This is a genomic window from Pseudoxanthomonas sp. P4_B2, assembly GCF_056402315.1.
Window position 1 is genome coordinate 323,124 of record NZ_JBFUHQ010000001.1, and the last position, 16,868, is coordinate 339,991.

The 16,868-nt window shown below is 63.2% G+C and carries 21 protein-coding genes; 5 read left to right on the top strand and 16 right to left on the bottom strand.

The features are described from left to right. Positions 1-103: 103 nt before the first annotated feature. Both AC1DTQ_RS01400 and AC1DTQ_RS01405 read right to left on the bottom strand, forming a co-directional pair. On the bottom strand, positions 104-541 hold the full coding sequence (locus AC1DTQ_RS01400) for a DUF2147 domain-containing protein (protein WP_477848339.1): 438 nt from the start codon (positions 539-541) through the stop codon (positions 104-106). A 91-nt stretch (positions 542-632) separates the two neighbouring features. Then, positions 633-1,064: a DUF2147 domain-containing protein gene (locus AC1DTQ_RS01405; protein WP_477847375.1), complete on the bottom strand. Its 432-nt coding sequence runs from the start codon at positions 1,062-1,064 to the stop codon at positions 633-635. 183 nt (positions 1,065-1,247) lie between these two features. Here AC1DTQ_RS01405 and apbC point away from each other — a divergent pair, with 183 nt between their 5' ends. Both apbC and dcd read left to right on the top strand, forming a co-directional pair. Then, the gene (gene apbC / locus AC1DTQ_RS01410) at positions 1,248-2,093 is read left to right on the top strand and encodes an iron-sulfur cluster carrier protein ApbC (protein WP_477847376.1); all 846 of its coding nucleotides are present in this window, start codon (positions 1,248-1,250) and stop codon (positions 2,091-2,093) included. 79 nt (positions 2,094-2,172) lie between these two features. Beyond that, positions 2,173-2,739: a dCTP deaminase gene (gene dcd / locus AC1DTQ_RS01415; RefSeq protein WP_477847377.1), complete on the top strand. Its 567-nt coding sequence runs from the start codon at positions 2,173-2,175 to the stop codon at positions 2,737-2,739. Positions 2,740-2,811: 72 nt separating this feature from the next. On the opposite strand, the gene pcp is transcribed toward dcd, so the two are convergent. The 8 genes from pcp to AC1DTQ_RS01455 all read right to left on the bottom strand — a co-directional run bounded on the left by pcp (position 2,812) and on the right by AC1DTQ_RS01455 (position 8,728). After that, the gene (gene pcp, locus AC1DTQ_RS01420) at positions 2,812-3,462 is read right to left on the bottom strand and encodes a pyroglutamyl-peptidase I (protein WP_477847378.1); all 651 of its coding nucleotides are present in this window, start codon (positions 3,460-3,462) and stop codon (positions 2,812-2,814) included. Further along, positions 3,459-4,427 (bottom strand): DUF979 domain-containing protein, encoded by a 969-nt coding sequence (locus AC1DTQ_RS01425; RefSeq protein ID WP_477847379.1) that lies wholly within the window; start codon positions 4,425-4,427, stop codon positions 3,459-3,461. Before AC1DTQ_RS01425 ends, pcp begins: the two co-directional genes overlap by 4 nt. Next, on the bottom strand, positions 4,414-5,118 hold the full coding sequence (locus AC1DTQ_RS01430; protein WP_477847380.1) for a DUF969 domain-containing protein: 705 nt from the start codon (positions 5,116-5,118) through the stop codon (positions 4,414-4,416). The genes AC1DTQ_RS01425 and AC1DTQ_RS01430 overlap by 14 nt, the downstream gene beginning before the upstream one ends. Continuing rightward, positions 5,115-5,870 carry a 5-oxoprolinase subunit PxpA gene (locus AC1DTQ_RS01435; RefSeq protein WP_477847382.1) on the bottom strand — a complete coding sequence of 252 codons (756 nt, stop codon included), beginning with the start codon at positions 5,868-5,870 and terminating at the stop codon, positions 5,115-5,117. The genes AC1DTQ_RS01430 and AC1DTQ_RS01435 overlap by 4 nt, the downstream gene beginning before the upstream one ends. Positions 5,871-6,016: 146 nt before the next feature. Beyond that, positions 6,017-6,970 (bottom strand): 5-oxoprolinase subunit C family protein, encoded by a 954-nt coding sequence (locus tag AC1DTQ_RS01440; protein ID WP_477847383.1) that lies wholly within the window; start codon positions 6,968-6,970, stop codon positions 6,017-6,019. Continuing rightward, positions 6,967-7,662, bottom strand: coding sequence for a 5-oxoprolinase subunit PxpB (pxpB, locus tag AC1DTQ_RS01445; protein WP_477847385.1), 696 nt, complete (start codon positions 7,660-7,662; stop codon positions 6,967-6,969). The genes AC1DTQ_RS01440 and pxpB overlap by 4 nt, the downstream gene beginning before the upstream one ends. After that, positions 7,659-8,075, bottom strand: coding sequence for an HIT family protein (locus tag AC1DTQ_RS01450; protein ID WP_477847387.1), 417 nt, complete (start codon positions 8,073-8,075; stop codon positions 7,659-7,661). The genes pxpB and AC1DTQ_RS01450 overlap by 4 nt, the downstream gene beginning before the upstream one ends. Next, positions 8,072-8,728, bottom strand: a complete 657-nt coding sequence (locus AC1DTQ_RS01455; protein ID WP_477847388.1) for a dienelactone hydrolase family protein — start codon at positions 8,726-8,728, stop codon at positions 8,072-8,074. The genes AC1DTQ_RS01450 and AC1DTQ_RS01455 overlap by 4 nt, the downstream gene beginning before the upstream one ends. Positions 8,729-9,014: 286 nt before the next feature. Here AC1DTQ_RS01455 and AC1DTQ_RS01460 point away from each other — a divergent pair, with 286 nt between their 5' ends. Then, the gene (locus AC1DTQ_RS01460) at positions 9,015-9,590 is read left to right on the top strand and encodes a hypothetical protein (RefSeq protein ID WP_477847389.1); all 576 of its coding nucleotides are present in this window, start codon (positions 9,015-9,017) and stop codon (positions 9,588-9,590) included. A gap of 19 nt (positions 9,591-9,609) precedes the next feature. On the opposite strand, the gene greB is transcribed toward AC1DTQ_RS01460, so the two are convergent. From greB to AC1DTQ_RS01480, 4 genes are all read right to left on the bottom strand, one after another. Further along, positions 9,610-10,113 (bottom strand): transcription elongation factor GreB, encoded by a 504-nt coding sequence (gene greB, locus AC1DTQ_RS01465; protein WP_477847390.1) that lies wholly within the window; start codon positions 10,111-10,113, stop codon positions 9,610-9,612. Positions 10,114-10,128: 15 nt separating this feature from the next. Further along, positions 10,129-10,578 carry a hypothetical protein gene (locus AC1DTQ_RS01470; protein ID WP_477847391.1) on the bottom strand — a complete coding sequence of 150 codons (450 nt, stop codon included), beginning with the start codon at positions 10,576-10,578 and terminating at the stop codon, positions 10,129-10,131. A 103-nt stretch (positions 10,579-10,681) separates the two neighbouring features. Continuing rightward, entirely contained in the window at positions 10,682-11,134 is a 453-nt protein-coding gene (locus AC1DTQ_RS01475; protein ID WP_477847392.1) for a hypothetical protein, read from the bottom strand. Positions 11,135-11,156: 22 nt separating this feature from the next. Beyond that, positions 11,157-12,650, bottom strand: a complete 1,494-nt coding sequence (locus AC1DTQ_RS01480) for a helicase HerA-like domain-containing protein (protein WP_477847394.1) — start codon at positions 12,648-12,650, stop codon at positions 11,157-11,159. Positions 12,651-12,786: 136 nt separating this feature from the next. On the opposite strand from AC1DTQ_RS01480, the gene AC1DTQ_RS01485 reads away from it, so the two are divergent. Next, a complete protein-coding gene (locus AC1DTQ_RS01485) occupies positions 12,787-14,355 on the top strand; it encodes a transglycosylase SLT domain-containing protein (RefSeq protein ID WP_477847396.1) in 1,569 nt (522 codons plus the stop codon). A 56-nt stretch (positions 14,356-14,411) separates the two neighbouring features. Further along, positions 14,412-15,110, top strand: coding sequence for a DUF3053 family protein (locus AC1DTQ_RS01490; RefSeq protein WP_477847397.1), 699 nt, complete (start codon positions 14,412-14,414; stop codon positions 15,108-15,110). 169 nt (positions 15,111-15,279) lie between these two features. Here AC1DTQ_RS01490 and asd read toward each other — a convergent pair whose 3' ends face one another. Next, complete coding sequence (gene asd, locus AC1DTQ_RS01495) at positions 15,280-16,134, bottom strand: archaetidylserine decarboxylase (RefSeq protein ID WP_477847398.1); 855 nt, start codon at positions 16,132-16,134, stop codon at positions 15,280-15,282. Continuing rightward, complete coding sequence (locus tag AC1DTQ_RS01500) at positions 16,131-16,784, bottom strand: SCO family protein (RefSeq protein ID WP_477847400.1); 654 nt, start codon at positions 16,782-16,784, stop codon at positions 16,131-16,133. Before AC1DTQ_RS01500 ends, asd begins: the two co-directional genes overlap by 4 nt. Positions 16,785-16,868 lie beyond the last annotated feature (84 nt).

The following is a 16,868-nucleotide window of genomic DNA, read 5'->3' on the forward strand; positions in this document are numbered from 1 at the left end:
GAGGGCAGGCGATTATCGCATGCGCCGCAAACCGGCCTGCCTGAAAAGGCGCGGCCCGGCAGATGCCGGGCCGAACAGGTCGCTTGCCTGCATCGGCGATCGCTTATTCGCGAATCCAAGTCTGGGCCCGGCAGATGAAGACGATACAGCCGGACATGTCCAGTTTCTTACCGCTCGGGTGCAGTTCGATCTTCGATTTGTAAGTCTTACCCTTGCTCGGATCCAGTACCGTGCCGCCGGCCCAGTGGGTCGCGTCCTCGGCCTTGAGATTCCACAGGATCACCATTCCCTTGATCGGCTTGTTCCTGTTGGCGCCCGAACACTTGTCGCAGATCGGGTTCGGGCCCGTATCCGATTGCAGCACCTCCACGACCTTGCCGGCCAGAGAGCCATTGGCAGCCTTGTAGATATCGACGATCGACTTCGGCTTTCCGGTCTCATCGTCGATGGTTTTCCAGCGGCCGATGAGGCCACTTTGGGCGAAGCATGAAAAGGGAAGCGCCAACAACAACAGGAAAACAGACAGGCAGCGGAGGGACATGGCGGATGATCCGGTCGAGGCGCGGGCCAATGGCGTGATCGAAAACGACCCGGATCGACCGGGCCGTTCGTCCTTCAAGTCGAGGCGTGCCTCAGTGCTCGCGGGTCCATTCCTGGTGTTTGCAGATGAATCCGAGGCAGCCGGAAACCTGCAGCTTGTTCGGCGACAGCAACTCGCCCTTCGCCTTGTAGGTCTTGCCGTTGGCGAGCTTGAGCACGGTTCCGCCGCTGTAGCCGGCTCCGTCGCGCTTCAATCCCCACAGGATCACCATGTCCTTCATTGGCTTGTTCTTGGCTGCACCGGTGCATGCGGCGCACGTGGCGTTCGGCGCGAACAGGGTTTCCACCACCTTGGCCGCGATGGTGCCGCCCTTGGCTTCGTACACGTCTACGATCAGACGCGGCTTGCCGGTGTCTTCATCGTAGGTTTTCCAGCGTCCAACGGCCGGGTCGGCGGCCATGGCGGACATCGACAAGACCAGCAAGGGCAGTGCCACCAGAGTGGCGATCAGTTTGTTGCGCATGTTCCCCTCCCAGGGATAGTGGACGATCGGTTTCGGGAATCGTTTCGGTCCTCCCGTTGCGTCGCCTTTATACCGCATCCGCTGGCGTATGGAAGCGGATGCCCGCTTCTGTTCAGCAGGCGGGATAGCAGGGGAAGCAGGTAAAATGAAGACCTTGCTGAATAACCTAGGATTTCTCCCGAAGTGGAACATCGAATCAGTGCGCACGCAGTACAGCCTGGGCTGTCGCCGTCGCCGCGGGTGAAGAACGTCATCGCAGTGGGCTCCGGCAAGGGTGGAGTAGGGAAGTCCACCACCGCCGTAAATCTGGCGCTGGCCTTGCACGCCGATGGTGCAAAAGTCGGAATTCTGGATGCCGACGTCTACGGCCCCAGCATTCCCACCATGCTCGGGCTGAGCGGCAAACCAGACAGCCCGGACAACAAGTCCATCGAGCCGATGCGGGCTTTCGGGATCGAGGCGATGTCGATCGGTTTTTTGGTGGATGCCGAAACGCCGATGATCTGGCGCGGCCCGATGGCGACCTCCGCCCTGACCCAGTTGTTCACGGACACCTTATGGGGGGATCTGGACTACCTGCTGATCGATCTGCCACCCGGCACCGGCGACATCCAGCTGACCCTGGCGCAGAAAATACCGGTGGCCGGAGCCCTCATCGTCACCACCCCGCAGGACATCGCCACGCTGGATGCGAAGAAGGCATTGAAGATGTTCCAGAAAGTGGAGGTGCCCGTGTTGGGCATCATCGAGAACATGGCCTTGCACGTCTGCTCGAATTGCGGACACGAAGAGCACCTGTTCGGCGAAGGCGGCGGGCAGCGCATGGCCGCGCAGTACGGCGTGCCCTTGCTGGGTTCGCTGCCGTTGGACATCGCCATCCGCGAACAAGGCGATGCCGGCCAACCGGTGATGGTCGCTTCGCCCGACTCGGTCGTGGCTGAGGCGTATCGGCAGACCGCCCGTGCCATGGCCGCGCAACTGGCCCTGCGTCCGCGCGCTTCCATTCCCATCGCGTCGTCCCTGGTCTGAGACCCGCCGCGACGCCTCGGCTAGAATTGAAGGCTTCAAATCCATAAAGCCCCGGCCGATCGGCCACAGGAATCAACGCATGAGCATCAAGAGCGACCGCTGGATCCGCCGCATGTCCGAACAGCACGGCATGATCGAACCGTACGAAGCCGGGCAGGTCAAGCAGGTCAACGGCGAGCGCATCGTCAGCTACGGAACCTCCAGCTACGGCTACGACGTGCGCTGTTCGCGCGAGTTCAAGATCTTCACCAATATCAACTCGACCATCGTCGACCCGAAGCATTTCGACAGTGGAAGCTTCGTCGACGTAGAAGCCGACTCCTGCGTGATACCGCCGAACAGTTTCGCGTTGGCGCGCACGGTGGAATATTTCCGCATTCCGCGTAGCACCCTGGTCGTTTGTCTGGGCAAGAGCACCTACGCGCGCTGCGGCATCATCGTCAACGTGACCCCGCTGGAGCCGGAGTGGGAAGGCCACGTGACCCTGGAGTTCAGCAACACCACGCCGCTGCCCGCGCGCATCTACGCCAACGAAGGCGTGGCGCAGATGTTGTTCTTCGAATCGGACGAAGTGTGCGAGACCAGCTACAAGGATCGGGGCGGCAAATACCAGGGGCAGAGGGGCGTCACGCTGCCGCGCACCTGATGATTTGCTCCAACCCTCCCCTTGCAGGGGAGGGCTCGGTTCATGGCTTTTGCTGAGTGACGAAGAAACCCTTCAATGTTCGGTGCCGGCCGCCAGACGCTGGTCGTCCGCGGTAGCGATAGCGATGCGCAGGGCCAGACGCAGCGCATCGGCGACGGTTTCCACGGGAAGGCCGGGCGCGCCCGTAGTGGAGGCCTGCTCCGGCGAATACGGGATGTGTATGAAACCGGCGCGGACTTTGCGGCGCTTGCGCAACGCGTGCATCAATCCATAGAACACGTGATTGCAGACATAAGTGCCGGCGGTTTGCGAAATTTCGGCCGGAAATCCCGCTTCGCGCAATCCGGCCAGCATCGATTTGATAGGCAGGGTAGCGAAGTAGGCGGCAGGACCATCGGCGACGATAGGTTCGTCCACCGGCTGGCTTCCATCGCTATCGGGAATGCGCGCGTCGTCGACATTGATGGCGACGCGTTCCAGCGAGATGCACGCACGGCCCGCCGCCAGGCCCACGCAGATCACCAGGACCGGCGAAACTTCGCGGATGGCGGCTCTCAGCACCTTCAACGATGCGCAGAACGTAACGGGTAGTCTCCGTGCGATTACGCGATGGCCAGCGATACGCTTTCCGTGCAGGGCCAGCACCACGTCCCAGCTAGGATTGGTTGGCTGGCCGTCGAAGGGTTCGAAGCCGGTCAACAGAATGGTGGGCAGCGATTTCATCGGAAGCAGAGCAGCAACATCAACGCGACATTGACCGCCATGAGCGCGAATGCCGTCATGGCTTGCGAACGTATCACCGCATAGGGATCCTTCAATTCCAGCAGCACGGCGGGCACGATATTGTAGTTGGCCGCCATCGGGGTCAGTAAGGTGCCGCAATAGCCGGTGAGCATGCCGATGGCGCCCAGGCTGACCGGGTCGGCGCCATGCTTCTGGATCAGCAGCGGCAGGCCAATGCCGGCCATCATTACCGGGAACGCAGCGAATGCGTTGCCCATGATGATGGTGAACAACACCATGCCCAAGGCGAACGCCAGCAGGCAGGCGACTCTGCTTTCGATCGGAATTACGTGGCCGACTAGGGAGGCGATCACTTCGCCCACGCCCGTGGCTGCGAACACGCCGCCTAATGTAGCCAGCACTATCGGCAACAAGACTGCCCATCCAAGGGAGTCGAGCAGGCGGCGTCCCTGAGCCAAGGGTTCGGTGATGCGAGCGCGCGTCACCCATAAGCCGGCAGCCAGTGCGAACAGGCTGGCGATCGCCAGCGAGCTCAGGGTCAATGCCTTTGGGTCCATCAACCGATCCATGCCCGGCACCCATTTGCTGGCCACGAACAGCACCAGCGTGAGCGCCGGAATCAGCAATGCGGGCATAAACAGGCGATTGCGCAGGGCGGCCGCAAGCGACTGGCGTCGCGCGCGCGCCTCGGCGCTGTCGGGCGCGCTGCCAAGACGTCCTCTCGCGGCCAGTATGCCGAGCGCGATCACGCCTGCCCCCATGACCTGCGCGGGCCATTGCACGCCCGATTTAGCGGCTTGCAGAATCTGCGTGCCGAAAGCGAAGGGTCCGATCACTATTGCCCAGAAGGCGGCAGTGGAGTAACGCCCTTCACGCAAGTTGTACAAGGCCGTAATCAGCAGGAAAACGCCGATCAGCCAGTAGAAATAGTCAATCCGTAGCATCGGCCGATTCCGGCGTGGACTGGGCACGCTCGCGCTCCAGTCGTCGCTGCAGCAGTTTCAGGCGCATCGCATGGATGAGGAAGGCGGCGATGGCGGTCGGCAGCGCCCACAATGCGATGGCCATGGGCTCCAGTTCGATGCCGTTGCGGGCATAGAAACCCTGGATCAGCAGCACCGCGCCAAGGGCGACGAAAACGTCTTCGCCGAAGAACAGACCGATGTTGTCGGTGGCTGCCGCACTGGCGCGCACCTGTTCGCGTTCCGAATCGGTTAGTACTCCGAGAGTGCGCTCCGCTGCCGCTTCGCTCATTGGCGCAACCAGGGGGCGCACCGTCTGCGCAGGGCCGGCTACGTGCGTCAGCCCCATCATGCTGGTCAATTGGCGCATCGCCAGATAGGCGATCTGGAAACGCGAAAGGTTCAATCCGCGAAAGCTGACGATCCACTCGCGTGCGTGTTCGCGCAAACCGTAATGTTCCAGTAGACCGATGACGGGCAGCGTCAACAGGAACATTAGCAGCGCGCGGTTCTCCACGAAGCTCGTCCCCAGCAAGGCCAACAGGTCGGGCAGAGTGATGCCCGCCAGCAGGCCGCTGGTCAATCCGGCAATCACCACCACGAGCACCGGGTTGAAGCGCAGTACGAAACCCACCACCACTACGGCGATTCCCAGCAAGGGCCAGTAATTCATCGGCGACGCTCCGGTGCGCGAACATGGAAACCCGATTTCTCGATCGCCGCACGCAGCTGGTGTGCGAAGCCAACCGCGTCGGGACGGTCTCCATGCAGGCATAGGCTGTCCGCGTGCAAGGCCAGGCGCTCGCCGGTGCGCGCAATCACCGCGCCATCGCGCAGCAGCAGGGTGGCCTGGGCCACGGCGGCGACGGGACCGTCGATGCTTGCATTGGCGTGGCTGCGTGGCGTCAAAGTGGCGTCGGCTTCGTAGCGCCGTTCCGCGAAGGCCTCGTGGGCGATCTGCAATCCGATTGCGATTCCCGCATCGGTCAAGGCGCTCGCCGCCAGACCGTATAGGATCAGATGCGGATCATGATCCCGCACCGCGGCGGCGACAGCATCGGCCGTTGCGCGGTCGCGGGCAGCCAGGTTGTACAACGCGCCGTGCGGCTTGACGTGGTTGAGGCGAAGGCCGGCCGCACGCACGAAAGCGTCTAGCGCGCCGATCTGATACAGCGTAAGCGCATAGACCTCGTCGGGCGAAACGGATTGCGCGATGCGGCCGAAGTTCTCGCGATCGGCGAAGGAGGGATGCGCACCGATGGCGACGCCATGTTCGCCGCATAACTTCACTGTGTCGCGCATCAGCTCCGGGCTTCCGGCGTGGAAGCCACAGGCGATGCTGGCCGAACTGATGAAGGGCATAAGGGCGGCGTCGTCGCCGACGCCTTCGCCCAGGTCGCAGTTGAAGTCGATTACCCGTGCCATCGTGGCTTGCGGCTATTTGCCGTTGCGATTCTTGAGCAGCGTGCTGATCCCCATCGCGATGGGGATCAGGGCGGGTATGAGATCCGCTTTCATTGGCGTGGAATAGCCTGCAGGGAAGTGACGACGATTATGCGGTCTGTTGCAGCTTACGGATTGCGGGCCAGTCGCTGATCGATGGCCAGGGCGGTGCGGGCTTGCCGATGCCGATGCTGCAGGTTGATTTGCCGGGCCTCGCTGACGCCAATCGCGGTGAAGGCGAGCGCGGCGCCCGGCCCGGCTTGCGCCAATCGCGGCAGGTCCGCAGCGATCACGTAGCCCAATTGCGCGTATCCGCCCACGGTTTGCGCGTCCGCCAACAGAATGATGGGCTGGCCATCGGGCGGCAACTGGATGCTGCCCACCGCGACCGGCTCGGAAACGTTGTGGTGCGGCAGCTTCGGCAACGGCTCTCCTTGCAGCCGGATGCCTTGGCGGTTGCTGTTGGGGCTGACCAACCATGTCCGGTCCGCCAGAGCGGTTGCGGCCGGATGCCCGGCGGGCACAAAGCGAAGCGGAAGGTCGATCCCGGAATCGTGGTCGTCTGCACCGATCCACCATCCGGCACTTTGGGGGACCGCAGTATCCACGCGCAAGGATTTGCCCAGTGGAAGGAGATCGCCCACACGCAATGCGCGCCCCTCGATTCCGCCGAAGCCGCCACGCATATCGGTGCTACGACTGCCCAACGCGATCGGCAAATCGAAGCCGCCCGCGACCGATAGCCATGCGCGGATGCCCCCGCGGATGCCGCCCAGCTTCAGTTCGCCTGCGGGCACGATAAGCGGGCGTTGGCCGGGTAAGGCATGGCCATTCGATGTCGCGGTGACCTCGGCCCCGACGATGGCGATCCTCGCCGCTTGCGCCAGTTTCAGCGTTGGGCCCTGGAGAGTCAGTTCGAGCACCGCCGCATCGAGGTCGTTGCCGAGCAGTCGGTTGGCCAGTTCCGCGGCGTCGGGATCCAGCGCGCCGGCACGCGACACGCCCAGATGACGCCAACCCTCGCGACCGCGATCCTGGACGGTGGTCAGCGCGCCGGGCGCGATCACTTCCCAAGGCTTCATGGTTTCCGCAACCGGTCGAAAGTAGAAAGGTCGATGCGTTGGAATCGCACGCGGTCGCCAGGCGTCAACAGTGCGGGCGATGCACGAGCGGCATCGAACAACACCAGCGGCGTGCGTCCCAGCAGCCGCCAGCCACCCGGGCTTTCACGCGGATAAATGCCTGTCTGGTTGCCGCCGATCGCCACAGAACCCGCGGGCACGCGAGTGCGCGGTGTGGCCAGGCGCGGCAATGCCAGGGAGTCCGGCAGACCGAGCAGATAAGGAAACCCCGGCGCGAAACCGATCATGGCAACGGTATAGCGGGCGGAACTGTGGCGATGGATGAGTTCGTCGGTACCTATGCCGAGTTCGTTCGCCGCCTCGACCAGGTCGGGCGCCATTTCCAAGTCGTAGCAGACCGGAATGTCGACGACTCTCGGGGTCGCCATGCCTGCGGTTTCCGGCTCTTGCAGGATCGCGCGTAGCGCGGTGGCGACGAACGCATGGGGATCGGCATCGTCGATCCTGTCGCAATCGAAGAACACCGCCAGACTTGCGTAGGCCGGTACGGCGTCGCGCAGCCAGCACGGGCTTTGTTCGCGCAGCCGTGTTGAAGCTTCCAGCGCTCGGGCGTTGTGCAGAACGTCGATGACTTCGCCGAAACGCAACAGCAGTGCGTCGTCGGCCAGCGGTTCGAACGTCGGCAGATTCATGCCAGCCGCTGTCGCCAGTAGGCGATTCGGGTATCCAGCGCCGTTTGCGGATACCGTTCGGGTGCCCCATTTCCCCACACCGGCCCGGGCCAGGCGGCATCGCCCGCATGACGGCCGACCAGATGCACATGCAACTGGCGCACGATGTTGCCGAGGGCTCCGATGTTCAGTTTTTCAATTCCCGGCTCCGTACGTATCAGGTTGCCGGCCTGGTTGATCTCGGCCAGCAGCAGGCGTTGCTGCGCACCGTCCAATTCCAGCCATTCCGATGCTTCCGGCACCCGCGGAACCAGCACCAGCCAGGTGAAGCGCGCGTCATTCATCAGCCGCACTTGCGATAGCGGGCCATCGGCGATGAAGGCGCTGTCGGCGGCCAGGCGCGGATCGAGGAGGAAATCGGTGGTGGCGATCATAAATGCTCGTCGAAGAAGGCCAGTGTCCGCGAACGCGCGAGCGCGGCGCTTTGCGGATCGAAATCGGCGCGTGCGTCGCAGTTGAAGCCGTGGCCGGCGGGATAAACATAGAGCGGCATCTGCGGCAACAGCTGACGGTGCTTTTCCACCATCTCCCGAGGGATCGAGGCATCGCGTTCGCCAAAGTGGAAGATCACCGGTGCCTTCGGCGTTTCGCCCAGGAAGGGCACATTGCGCTTACCGTAGTAACTGGCCGACGGCAGCCCCAGGCGCAGCGCGGCCAGCAGGGCAACGGTGCCGCCCCAGCAATAACCCACCGTGCCCACCTTGCCTTGCGCGGCCAGCGCGTCGGCGGCCGATGCGGTCATGTCCAGCGCTTTCTCCAGTCCCAGTCGCGTGATCAGGTCGCCGCCCTTGGCCATCCCCTCAGCGTCGTAGCCCAGTTCCACGCCGCGCTCGAGCACGTCGAACAACGCCGGCGCCAGCACCGCGTAGCCTTCGTCGGCGAATCCGTCGGCTACGCTGCGGATGTGCGCGTTGAGGCCGAAGATTTCCTGGATGACTACCAGCGCGCCGCGCGGCGCAGCGGCTGGAAACGCTTTCCAGGCGGCGATGGTCCCATGCGGTGTGTCGATTTCTATCCAGGTGCCCATGTGGCCTCCAAGGCAAAAAGCAGAGGGCCACAGTTTAGGGCGGTCATCCGGTTTCGTGTGTGCGTCGCGATTAGTTCGCCTCGCTGCGACCGATGCGACGGCAACATGTCCCTTACCGTCGCCCGTCTGCGTTACCTTTTACCAACGCGGCAGGGGTGCCGCTTGGATAGGGGGAATCATGACCAGCAAATGTTTCCGCCAGCTTTTTCGTGCCATTTTATTGCCCGCTTGCGCTTGTTGGGCTATGGCTGCTGCGATTTGCGCGACAGCCGCTGAGAAACTGGTGATGCCCGACGACAAGCTGCTGGCGGACTACTACTTCAATGTCATGGAACTGCCGCCCGGCATGGAGCTAGAAACGCGGCTGGACGCGGACTTGAATGCCGACGGACTCGCCGATATCGCCTTCGTCGCCCGCAATGAAGAGTCGCGCGTGCTCGGCGTGCTGTTCGGCTTTGTGGAGGCCATGGATATGGGCCACTCGCCTGCGGACAAGACCGAGCTGGCGATCGATGCGCTGGCTCCGGCTTCGCTCAGCGCGCCCAAAGGAGTGCTGGTGGTGGAGGACCTGACTGGCGGCACCACCGCGATTTCATCGACCTACCGCTATCGCTACGAAGCGAAAAGCAAGCGCATGCGCCTGATCGGCGACGACGTGAAGCTATACAGCCGCACCAACGCGCACGGCTGGCAGGAAATCAGTACCAATCGCCTGACCGGTCTGCAGATCCGCCGTTCGGCCGATTTGGACGATGCGGGGGAATACGTGGAGAAGCCCGAAACGCGCGGCAAGGTGCCGACCAGGCCACTGTACATGGAGGGCGCGCCAACGCCGGAAGCGACGCTCGGTTGGGACCAGTAGCGACTCCTGCCGCACGGCGTCAAATTTCGTATTCGACGCCGATGATCGCGAAACTGGCGATACCTGTGGGCAGGGACGCTTCGAATTCATCGTCGATGCGCTTTTTCAGCATGGCCCGGGCCAACGGCGAGTCGATGCTGATGTAGCCGCGCGAAGCATCGGTTTCGTCTGGGCCCACGATGCGGTAACGCGACAGCGCGCCAGTGCCGATGTTCTCCAGTTCCACGCTGGCGCCGAAGAAAACCGCCTCCGGATCCGCAGGCGGGGCATCGACCACGCGCAATTCTTCCAGGCGCTTGCTGAGGTAGCGCACGCGACGGTCGATCTCGCCGAGTTGTTTCTTCCGGTAGTGATATTCGGCGTTTTCCGAGCGGTCGCCTTCGGCGGCGGCGGCGGTGAGCGCTTTCACCACTTCCGGCCGCCTTACGCGCCACAGATCGTCCAGCTCCGCTTTCAGGCGTTCATGGCCTTCGCGCGTGATCAGGGCGGTGCTTTTTTCTCCGGGCGGACGCCAGCGGCTCACTTATCAGCAGCTCATTTAGCGGCCGGCGACGCGCCGGAAAACGCGCGCGCCGTTGTCGGTGCGCAACTCGTCGTTGGAGACGATTTCGAAAGCGACGTCTTTCGCCGATTTGCTGTTGGGGTCCAGCAACAGGCTCTTGCTGCCGGTACCGCTCCAAGTGCCGTCGCTGGAAATGGAACCGCCACCCGCGTTCAGTGTCTGCACGTAACTGCCGTCGGCGCGCAGTTCCAGGACCGATTCGCCGTCGCTGAAACTGCCGGCAATCGCCTTGCTGTCCACTGCGGCGGCATCCGCGGCGGCCGGCGTGTTGTCGACCACGGAAGTGGCGTCGACCGGGTTGGCGGTATTCGCGGGTGCGGTAGTCGAGGCGGCGGCAGGCTCGGCCGGTGCCGCAGGTTCCTCGCGTTTGCACGCGGTGGCCAGCGTGACGAAGAGCGCAAGCAGGATTAGGGTCCGATTGGTCATGGTCTGATTCCTTGAGGTTTGTTTCCGAAACTTCTCGAAAGTGGCTAGCGCATGTGATGGAACGGCATCGAACGGTCAGTCGCTGCGCAATGCGACCCAGCGCTCACCGCTTGCTTCCCGTAAGCTTGAGTCTGTGTGGTGAGTCGCGCTCGTCGGCGGCGGTACAGTCGCCGCCATCCAGCGACAAGAGGTCCGCATCGTCGCTGATACGGAAGCCGAACATCTTCTCTTCGCCATCCCCATTGTTGAGGATCAGGCAACTGCCTCCGATCTCGTCTATCCACCAGCCGCCGCGCAGCGTGCGAGCGGGCGAGTCTTTTTCCGTGCAGTCGACGGTCAGTACGTAGTGATGCGCCTTGTCGAGCACCAGCCGCGCGGTCATGTTTTCGCATCCGTGGCCGCGCAAGGTTCCAGCGTAATGTCCAGCCAATTCGTGTTGGCGCTCTTTAGGCCACACGATCGGTCCATAACCGCCGTTCTCGGTCGCGACCTGGGCCTGCGCGCATTGCGCTATGCCCCATAACGCCAAGATCAGGAGTTGCTTCCCTGCCTTCATCGTTGCTCTCTCCCCGCGCGAATCAGCGCTTGCCGCCGAAAATGCCGCCCAACAAGCCGCGCAGTATCTGCCGGCCGACCTGACTACCTACGGTACGCGCAGTCTGTTTGGCCATGGTTTCCACCATGCCTTGGCGACGCTTGGTGCCGAACACCGCGTCCTTGATCGATTGCCCGAAGCCGCCGGCTTCCGGGTCGTCCTTGGCCGGTGGGGCATCGGCGGCCTTGCTGGCGGTTTCGGCGCGCTTGGCCAGCATCTCCGATGCGGATTCGCGGTTGACCGGGTTGTCGTACTTCATTCCTACCGGACTGCCGGCCCGCACCTGGCTGCGTTCGGCATCGCTTATCGAACCCATGCGGCAACGCGGCGGCGCGATCAGAGTCTGCTGCACAGGCATGGGGATGCCCTTGTCCTGCAGCGTCGATACCAGCGCTTCACCGGTACCCAGTTTGGAAATGGCTTCGGCCACGTCGAGCTTCGGATTGGGCACGAACGTCTCCGCGGCGACGCGCACAGCCTTCTGGTCGCGCGGGGTGAACGCGCGCAGCGCGTGTTGCACGCGATTGCCCAGCTGGCCCAGGATGTTGTCGGGCACGTCGTCCGGGAACTGCGAACAGAAGTACACGCCTACGCCCTTGGAGCGGATCAGGCGCACCACCTGTTCCACTCGCTGCACCAGCGCCGGTGGAGAGTCGTCGAATAGCAGGTGGGCTTCGTCGAACACGAACACCAGCTTGGGCTTGTCCAGATCGCCGACTTCCGGCAATTGCTCGAACAGTTCCGATAGCAGCCACAGCAGGAAGCTGGAGTACAGGCGCGGGTTGAGGATCAGCTGGTCGGCGGCGAGGATGCCGATCACGCCGCGGCCATCGGTGCCGGTGCGCATCAGGTCGGCCAGTTCCAGCGCCGGTTCGCCGAAGAAGCCTTCTCCGCCGTTCTGCGCCAGGCGCAACAGCGCGCGCTGGATCGCACCGACCGACTGAGTGCTGACCAGACCATATTCGGTGGCGATGTCCTTACGCTCGTCGGCCACCAGCCCCAGCAGCGCGCGCAGATCGTCCAGATCGAGCAACAGCAGGCCGCGGTCGTCGGCCAGCTTGAACACAATGTCCAGTACGCCGCTCTGGGTGTCGTTCAACTCCAGGATGCGTGCCAGCAGGATCGATCCGATCTCGCTGACCGTGGTGCGCACGGGATGGCCCTTCTTGCCGTACAGATCCCAGAAGATCACCGGGCTGGCGCCGGGCGCGTAGTCGCCGACGCCGAGGTCCTTCGCGCGCTGCAGGATCTTTTCGTTGCCGTCCCCCGCTACCGCCAATCCCGCTACGTCGCCCTTCACGTCGGCCATGAACACCGGCACGCCCATGCGCGAAAAACCTTCGGCCAGGGTCATCAGGGTCACGGTCTTGCCGGTGCCGGTGGCGCCGGCGACCAGTCCATGGCGGTTGCCGAATTTGGGCAAAAGCGTGACGGCGATATCGTCGGTAGTGCCTTTGCCTAGCAGGATGGGGTCCATGTCATTCCTAGCGATGAGTCGAAGCACGAATTCTAGCGGCTCAACCTGTCGCGCAGGGCAACAGAGGCGCTTGTCAATCTTGCCCCGTGCCTCGCCGCGGGGCTAACCTGCCTTTTTCCTGTAGTCGTCCTTACTGATGCCCTTCCCACAATCCTTGTTCCGCGCCTGGCCTCTGCTGGTCATGCTGCCGCTCTTTTCTATTGCTCCGTCGGCCTTCGCCCAGCGCGTCTCGGCACGCGATAAGGAAGCCTTGGAGGTCCTCGACCAGCGCATGGCCGCTGCCGAGAAGCGCTATCGGGACGCGTTGGTGCTAAGCGCCAACAGCGACCCCAAGGGCACCACAGAAGGCGATGCGGCGCTGGAGGACATGGAGGATGTGATGGACGCCTGCATCAAGCAGCGCGGCTGCCAGGTGCATACCATGCTCACCGCCTACAAGCGCCTGCTGAAGCAGAACGTGGATGCCGAGTCCTCCGCCTCCGAAGAAGAGGGCGAGGTGGATCTGTTGGACGATGGCACCGACCACGCGGCGACCATCGCGCTCCCTGAAGCGGCACGGGCTGCGCGCCTGCTCAACGACCAGCGCCACGCCTTCGACAAAATGGTGCAGTACAACCCCGCCGTGCAGGCAGGCATCCGCCGCTGGCTGACCGACATGCGCGTGTCGCTGATCACCAGCTACGAGAATTATCAGTACGTGCGGCCGCTGATGTGGCCCTCGTGGGAAAAGCATGCTCTGCCTGAGGCCTTGCTGTTTGGCATCATGGCCAAGGAATCCAATGGCCGCGTGCACGCCAACTCGCGCGCTGGCGCGGCGGGTCTGATGCAGTTCATGCCGGCCACGGGCCGGCGTTTCGGCCTTGGCCCGGATGGCACCGGCTTCGACACGCGCTTCGATCCGACCGCGGTGGGTATGGCCAGCGCCGAATACCTGGACGAGCGCATGGGCGCCCTCAACCGGAGCATCGAGCTTTCGCTGGCGGCCTACAACGGCGGAGAAGGCCGTGCCCAGCGGGTCTACAACCAGTTCGCCGGCCGTAATTTCTGGGATGAGGTGGTCTACAACCAGTTTCCGGGCGAGACCAAGGATTACGTGCCCATGGTGATCGCGGCAGCGTGGTTGTTCCTGCATCCCAAGCAATACGGGCTGGAGTTTCCCAAGGTCGACGCCGAACCCGCGGCTTTCCCGCTGGCCAAGTCCGCGTCGCTCTACGAACTGACCATTTGCCTGGGCAACGGGGGAACGCGCGATGGCTACCTGCGGGCGCTGCGCAACCTCAACCCGCGCTATGAGCCGGACCAGTGGATCTCCGCCGGCACCCAGATCAAGGCCACGGCCAAGATCGCCAGTCTGTATAACCGCAACTGTGTCAGCGGTCCGCGCGCTGATCTCGCGCGAACCTTGATCGCGGCCGACGTCAATGCAGCGATCATCCGCAACCCGCTCGCTGGCAGCGTGGCGGTAGGCGACGTCACTCCCATTCCGGGCGTTCCCACCACCGTGGCCACGGGTGAGCCCAAGCCGGCCAAGCCCAAGGCCGAACAGGTCCGCGACTATCGGGTGGCGCGCGGCGATACGCTCGGTAGGATCGCGCAGAAATTCAAGTGCGAAGTGAAGGAGCTGGCGCGTGCGAACGGATTGCGTGCGCCAGGCTACAGCGTGAGGCCGGGGCAGGAAATCAAATTGCAGGGCTGCAAAAAGTAGAGGGCAAAGGGTAAGGTGACTGTGCTCTTTCCCTTTCCGCCGCCGGATATTTACGCATGAAGCCTTTGAAGCGTTCCGCATACTCAGCCTTGCTGGGCCTCGTCTTGTTGGGTCTGGCTGCCTGCAGTAACGAAACGGGTGAACGCAAGGCGTTCATCGAATTCCTGCAGACGCGCCTCGTGGACCAGCCGGGCCTGCGCGTACCCAAGCTCAGCGCCGAGGAGCAGAAATCGCTGGGCCGGTATGCCGCCCACTATGCGGTGATCGGCGACTTCAACGACAGCATGGGCAAGGCCTTCACCGAAGCCAGCCCCGCCATGCAGACCATGGCCTCCCTGTCGACGCCGCAGGCGCTGGTGCAGGAACAGGCGCGGATTGGCGAAGCGCGTGCGGCGCTGGCCAAGGTCAAGGGCCAGCTTGGTGAACAGCTGGGCAAGACGCAGGCCGATCGCGCCAAGCTGGAGCAGCCCGACGACGTAAAGCCGGTATTCCAAGCCGCTTACGAAAAAACGGTGGTCAAACCCAGCGAACTGATGCTCAGGGTGCTGGAGGAGACCGATGGCATCCTCGCCGAGGCGCAGAATTTCGCCACTTTCCTGAAAACGAACGAAGCCTCGGTGAAGTTCGTCGGTTCGCAGGTGGAAGTGAACACCCCTGCGCTGCTGGAGGAGCTGAACGCGCATCTGGGCGCATTGAACGAGAAACGCCAGAAGCTGATGGCGTTGCAGAACGAACTCAACGCCATGGTGCGTTGAGAGGGACGCCAGCGGCAATGGGCGCATCGCAACGCGCCCAGGTCCTTTCGTCAGCGGTCAGAGTGCGTTAGAAACAAGTCGGGCGAGGGAGTTGCCCGCGCCGCGCGAAGAACGGGACGCCAGTGGCAACGAGCACGTCGCAACGTACCCGAATTCCTTTCGTCACTCGTCAGGATGCGTTCGGAACTAGTCGGGCGAGGGCTTGCCCAAGTCTGACCGGAGATTCGGCGTCAAGTCCTGGTTCCAGCTCCGCCACTCCGGCCGGCAACAGCACGATCACGGTCGACCCGTAGTTGAACCGGGCCATCTCGGCGAACCTCTCCAGGGTAATGTTCTTCCCGCGCCAATCCTTGCGGGTGATGGCATCGCCGTAACGCGGAATTTCCACGCCGCTCCACACCGTTTCCACGCCGGACACCAGCAGCGCGCCCACCATCACCGAGACCATCGGCCCGAAATCGGTGTCGAAATGGCAGACCAGGCGCTCGTTGCGCGCAAACAAGCGCGGCACCGTGGCCACCGCCGCCGTGCCCACGCTGAAAAGACGGCCAGGCACGTGCACAGTCTCGCGCAGGGTGCCGGTCCACGGCATGTGCACGCGGTGGTAGTCCTTTGGCGACAGATAAACGGTGGCGAACAGGCCGTTCTCGAAAGGCTTTGCGGCTTCCGCGTCGCCCAGCAGTTCGGCGGCGGTGAACGACTGGCCCTTGGCCTGGAAAATGCGGCCATCCTGGATCGGACCACACTGGCTGATACGGCCATCGGCGGGCATTAGCAGCGCACGCGGATCCGGATCGGCCACGCGCGCGCCGGGTTTGAGCGCGCGGGTGAAGAAGGCATTGAAGGTCGAGTAGGCCTTCGCATCGGATTGGGCGGCTTCTTGCAGATCTACGCCGAACTTGCGGGTGACGGTGTCGATCAGCCATTGCTTGGTGCGCGGCGAAGACGAATATGCCAGCCGTCGCGCCAGAGAGGACATCAGCCGATGCGGCAACAGATAAGTCAGATGGGTGATCACGCTCATTTCTTCGTTGCCAGGGTCAAGGCGGCCATGTCCTCGGCGATGGCCTTGGGCTGGAATGGAGGCTTAATGAAGCCGACCATGCGGCCCTGCGGATCCAGCACGGCGATGTTGGCCGAGTGGTCCATGCTGTAGTCCTTGGGGTCCGTTTCGAAGTGCTTGCCCGGCATTTTCTGAAACACGAACATCAGCGATTTGGCGAACGACTCCAGCGCCGGCACGTCGGCGGTTGCCGCCAGGGTGTCCGGATGGAAGGCGTGCGCGTACTCGCCGATCCGCGTCGGAGTGTCGCGTTCGGGGTCCACCGACACGAACAGCACGCGCGGGCGAGTGCTATCGGGCAACGATTTCCACTGGTTCTGCGCCTGGGCCAGCTCGGCCAAAGTGGTGGGGCATACGTCCGGGCAGTAGGTGAAGCCCAGGAACACCAGTGTCCAATGTCCGTTCAGTTCGCCCGAGACCAATTGGGTGCCGTCCGACTGCCGCAGCGAAAACGCGGGCAGGGGGCGCGCCTGCGGGAACATCGTGATGCTCCTGGTCTCTGGCCACTGCGGTCCGATGGACTTGGCGCCGAAATACTTCTGCGCAGCCAGCAATCCCAGGCCGGCGGCGAGGGCGATGATCAGGATGATGCCGATTTTGCGATTGAACATGGACTGGGGCTCACAAGTGATGGCTTGAATAAATCCAAAAAACCGTTCGTGGCGAGTGCTGAGCTTGTCGAAGCATCGAACCAC

Bases quoted from the DNA above. Each gene is read 5' to 3' on its own strand.
- AC1DTQ_RS01400 (WP_477848339.1), bottom strand. From the start codon at position 541: ATGTCCCTCCGCTGCCTGTCTGTTTTCCTGTTGTTGTTGGCGCTTCCC.
- AC1DTQ_RS01405 (WP_477847375.1), bottom strand. From the start codon at position 1,064: ATGCGCAACAAACTGATCGCCACTCTGGTGGCACTGCCCTTGCTGGTC.
- dcd (WP_477847377.1), top strand. From the start codon at position 2,173: ATGAGCATCAAGAGCGACCGCTGGATCCGCCGCATGTCCGAACAGCAC.
- pcp (WP_477847378.1), bottom strand. From the start codon at position 3,462: ATGAAATCGCTGCCCACCATTCTGTTGACCGGCTTCGAACCCTTCGAC.
- AC1DTQ_RS01425 (WP_477847379.1), bottom strand. From the start codon at position 4,427: ATGCTACGGATTGACTATTTCTACTGGCTGATCGGCGTTTTCCTGCTG.
- AC1DTQ_RS01430 (WP_477847380.1), bottom strand. From the start codon at position 5,118: ATGAATTACTGGCCCTTGCTGGGAATCGCCGTAGTGGTGGTGGGTTTC.
- AC1DTQ_RS01435 (WP_477847382.1), bottom strand. From the start codon at position 5,870: ATGGCACGGGTAATCGACTTCAACTGCGACCTGGGCGAAGGCGTCGGC.
- AC1DTQ_RS01440 (WP_477847383.1), bottom strand. From the start codon at position 6,970: ATGAAGCCTTGGGAAGTGATCGCGCCCGGCGCGCTGACCACCGTCCAG.
- pxpB (WP_477847385.1), bottom strand. From the start codon at position 7,662: ATGAATCTGCCGACGTTCGAACCGCTGGCCGACGACGCACTGCTGTTG.
- AC1DTQ_RS01450 (WP_477847387.1), bottom strand. From the start codon at position 8,075: ATGATCGCCACCACCGATTTCCTCCTCGATCCGCGCCTGGCCGCCGAC.
- AC1DTQ_RS01455 (WP_477847388.1), bottom strand. From the start codon at position 8,728: ATGGGCACCTGGATAGAAATCGACACACCGCATGGGACCATCGCCGCC.
- AC1DTQ_RS01460 (WP_477847389.1), top strand. From the start codon at position 9,015: ATGCCCGACGACAAGCTGCTGGCGGACTACTACTTCAATGTCATGGAA.
- AC1DTQ_RS01470 (WP_477847391.1), bottom strand. From the start codon at position 10,578: ATGACCAATCGGACCCTAATCCTGCTTGCGCTCTTCGTCACGCTGGCC.
- AC1DTQ_RS01475 (WP_477847392.1), bottom strand. From the start codon at position 11,134: ATGAAGGCAGGGAAGCAACTCCTGATCTTGGCGTTATGGGGCATAGCG.
- AC1DTQ_RS01480 (WP_477847394.1), bottom strand. From the start codon at position 12,650: ATGGACCCCATCCTGCTAGGCAAAGGCACTACCGACGATATCGCCGTC.
- AC1DTQ_RS01485 (WP_477847396.1), top strand. From the start codon at position 12,787: ATGCCCTTCCCACAATCCTTGTTCCGCGCCTGGCCTCTGCTGGTCATG.
- AC1DTQ_RS01490 (WP_477847397.1), top strand. From the start codon at position 14,412: ATGAAGCCTTTGAAGCGTTCCGCATACTCAGCCTTGCTGGGCCTCGTC.
- asd (WP_477847398.1), bottom strand. From the start codon at position 16,134: ATGAGCGTGATCACCCATCTGACTTATCTGTTGCCGCATCGGCTGATG.
- AC1DTQ_RS01500 (WP_477847400.1), bottom strand. From the start codon at position 16,784: ATGTTCAATCGCAAAATCGGCATCATCCTGATCATCGCCCTCGCCGCC.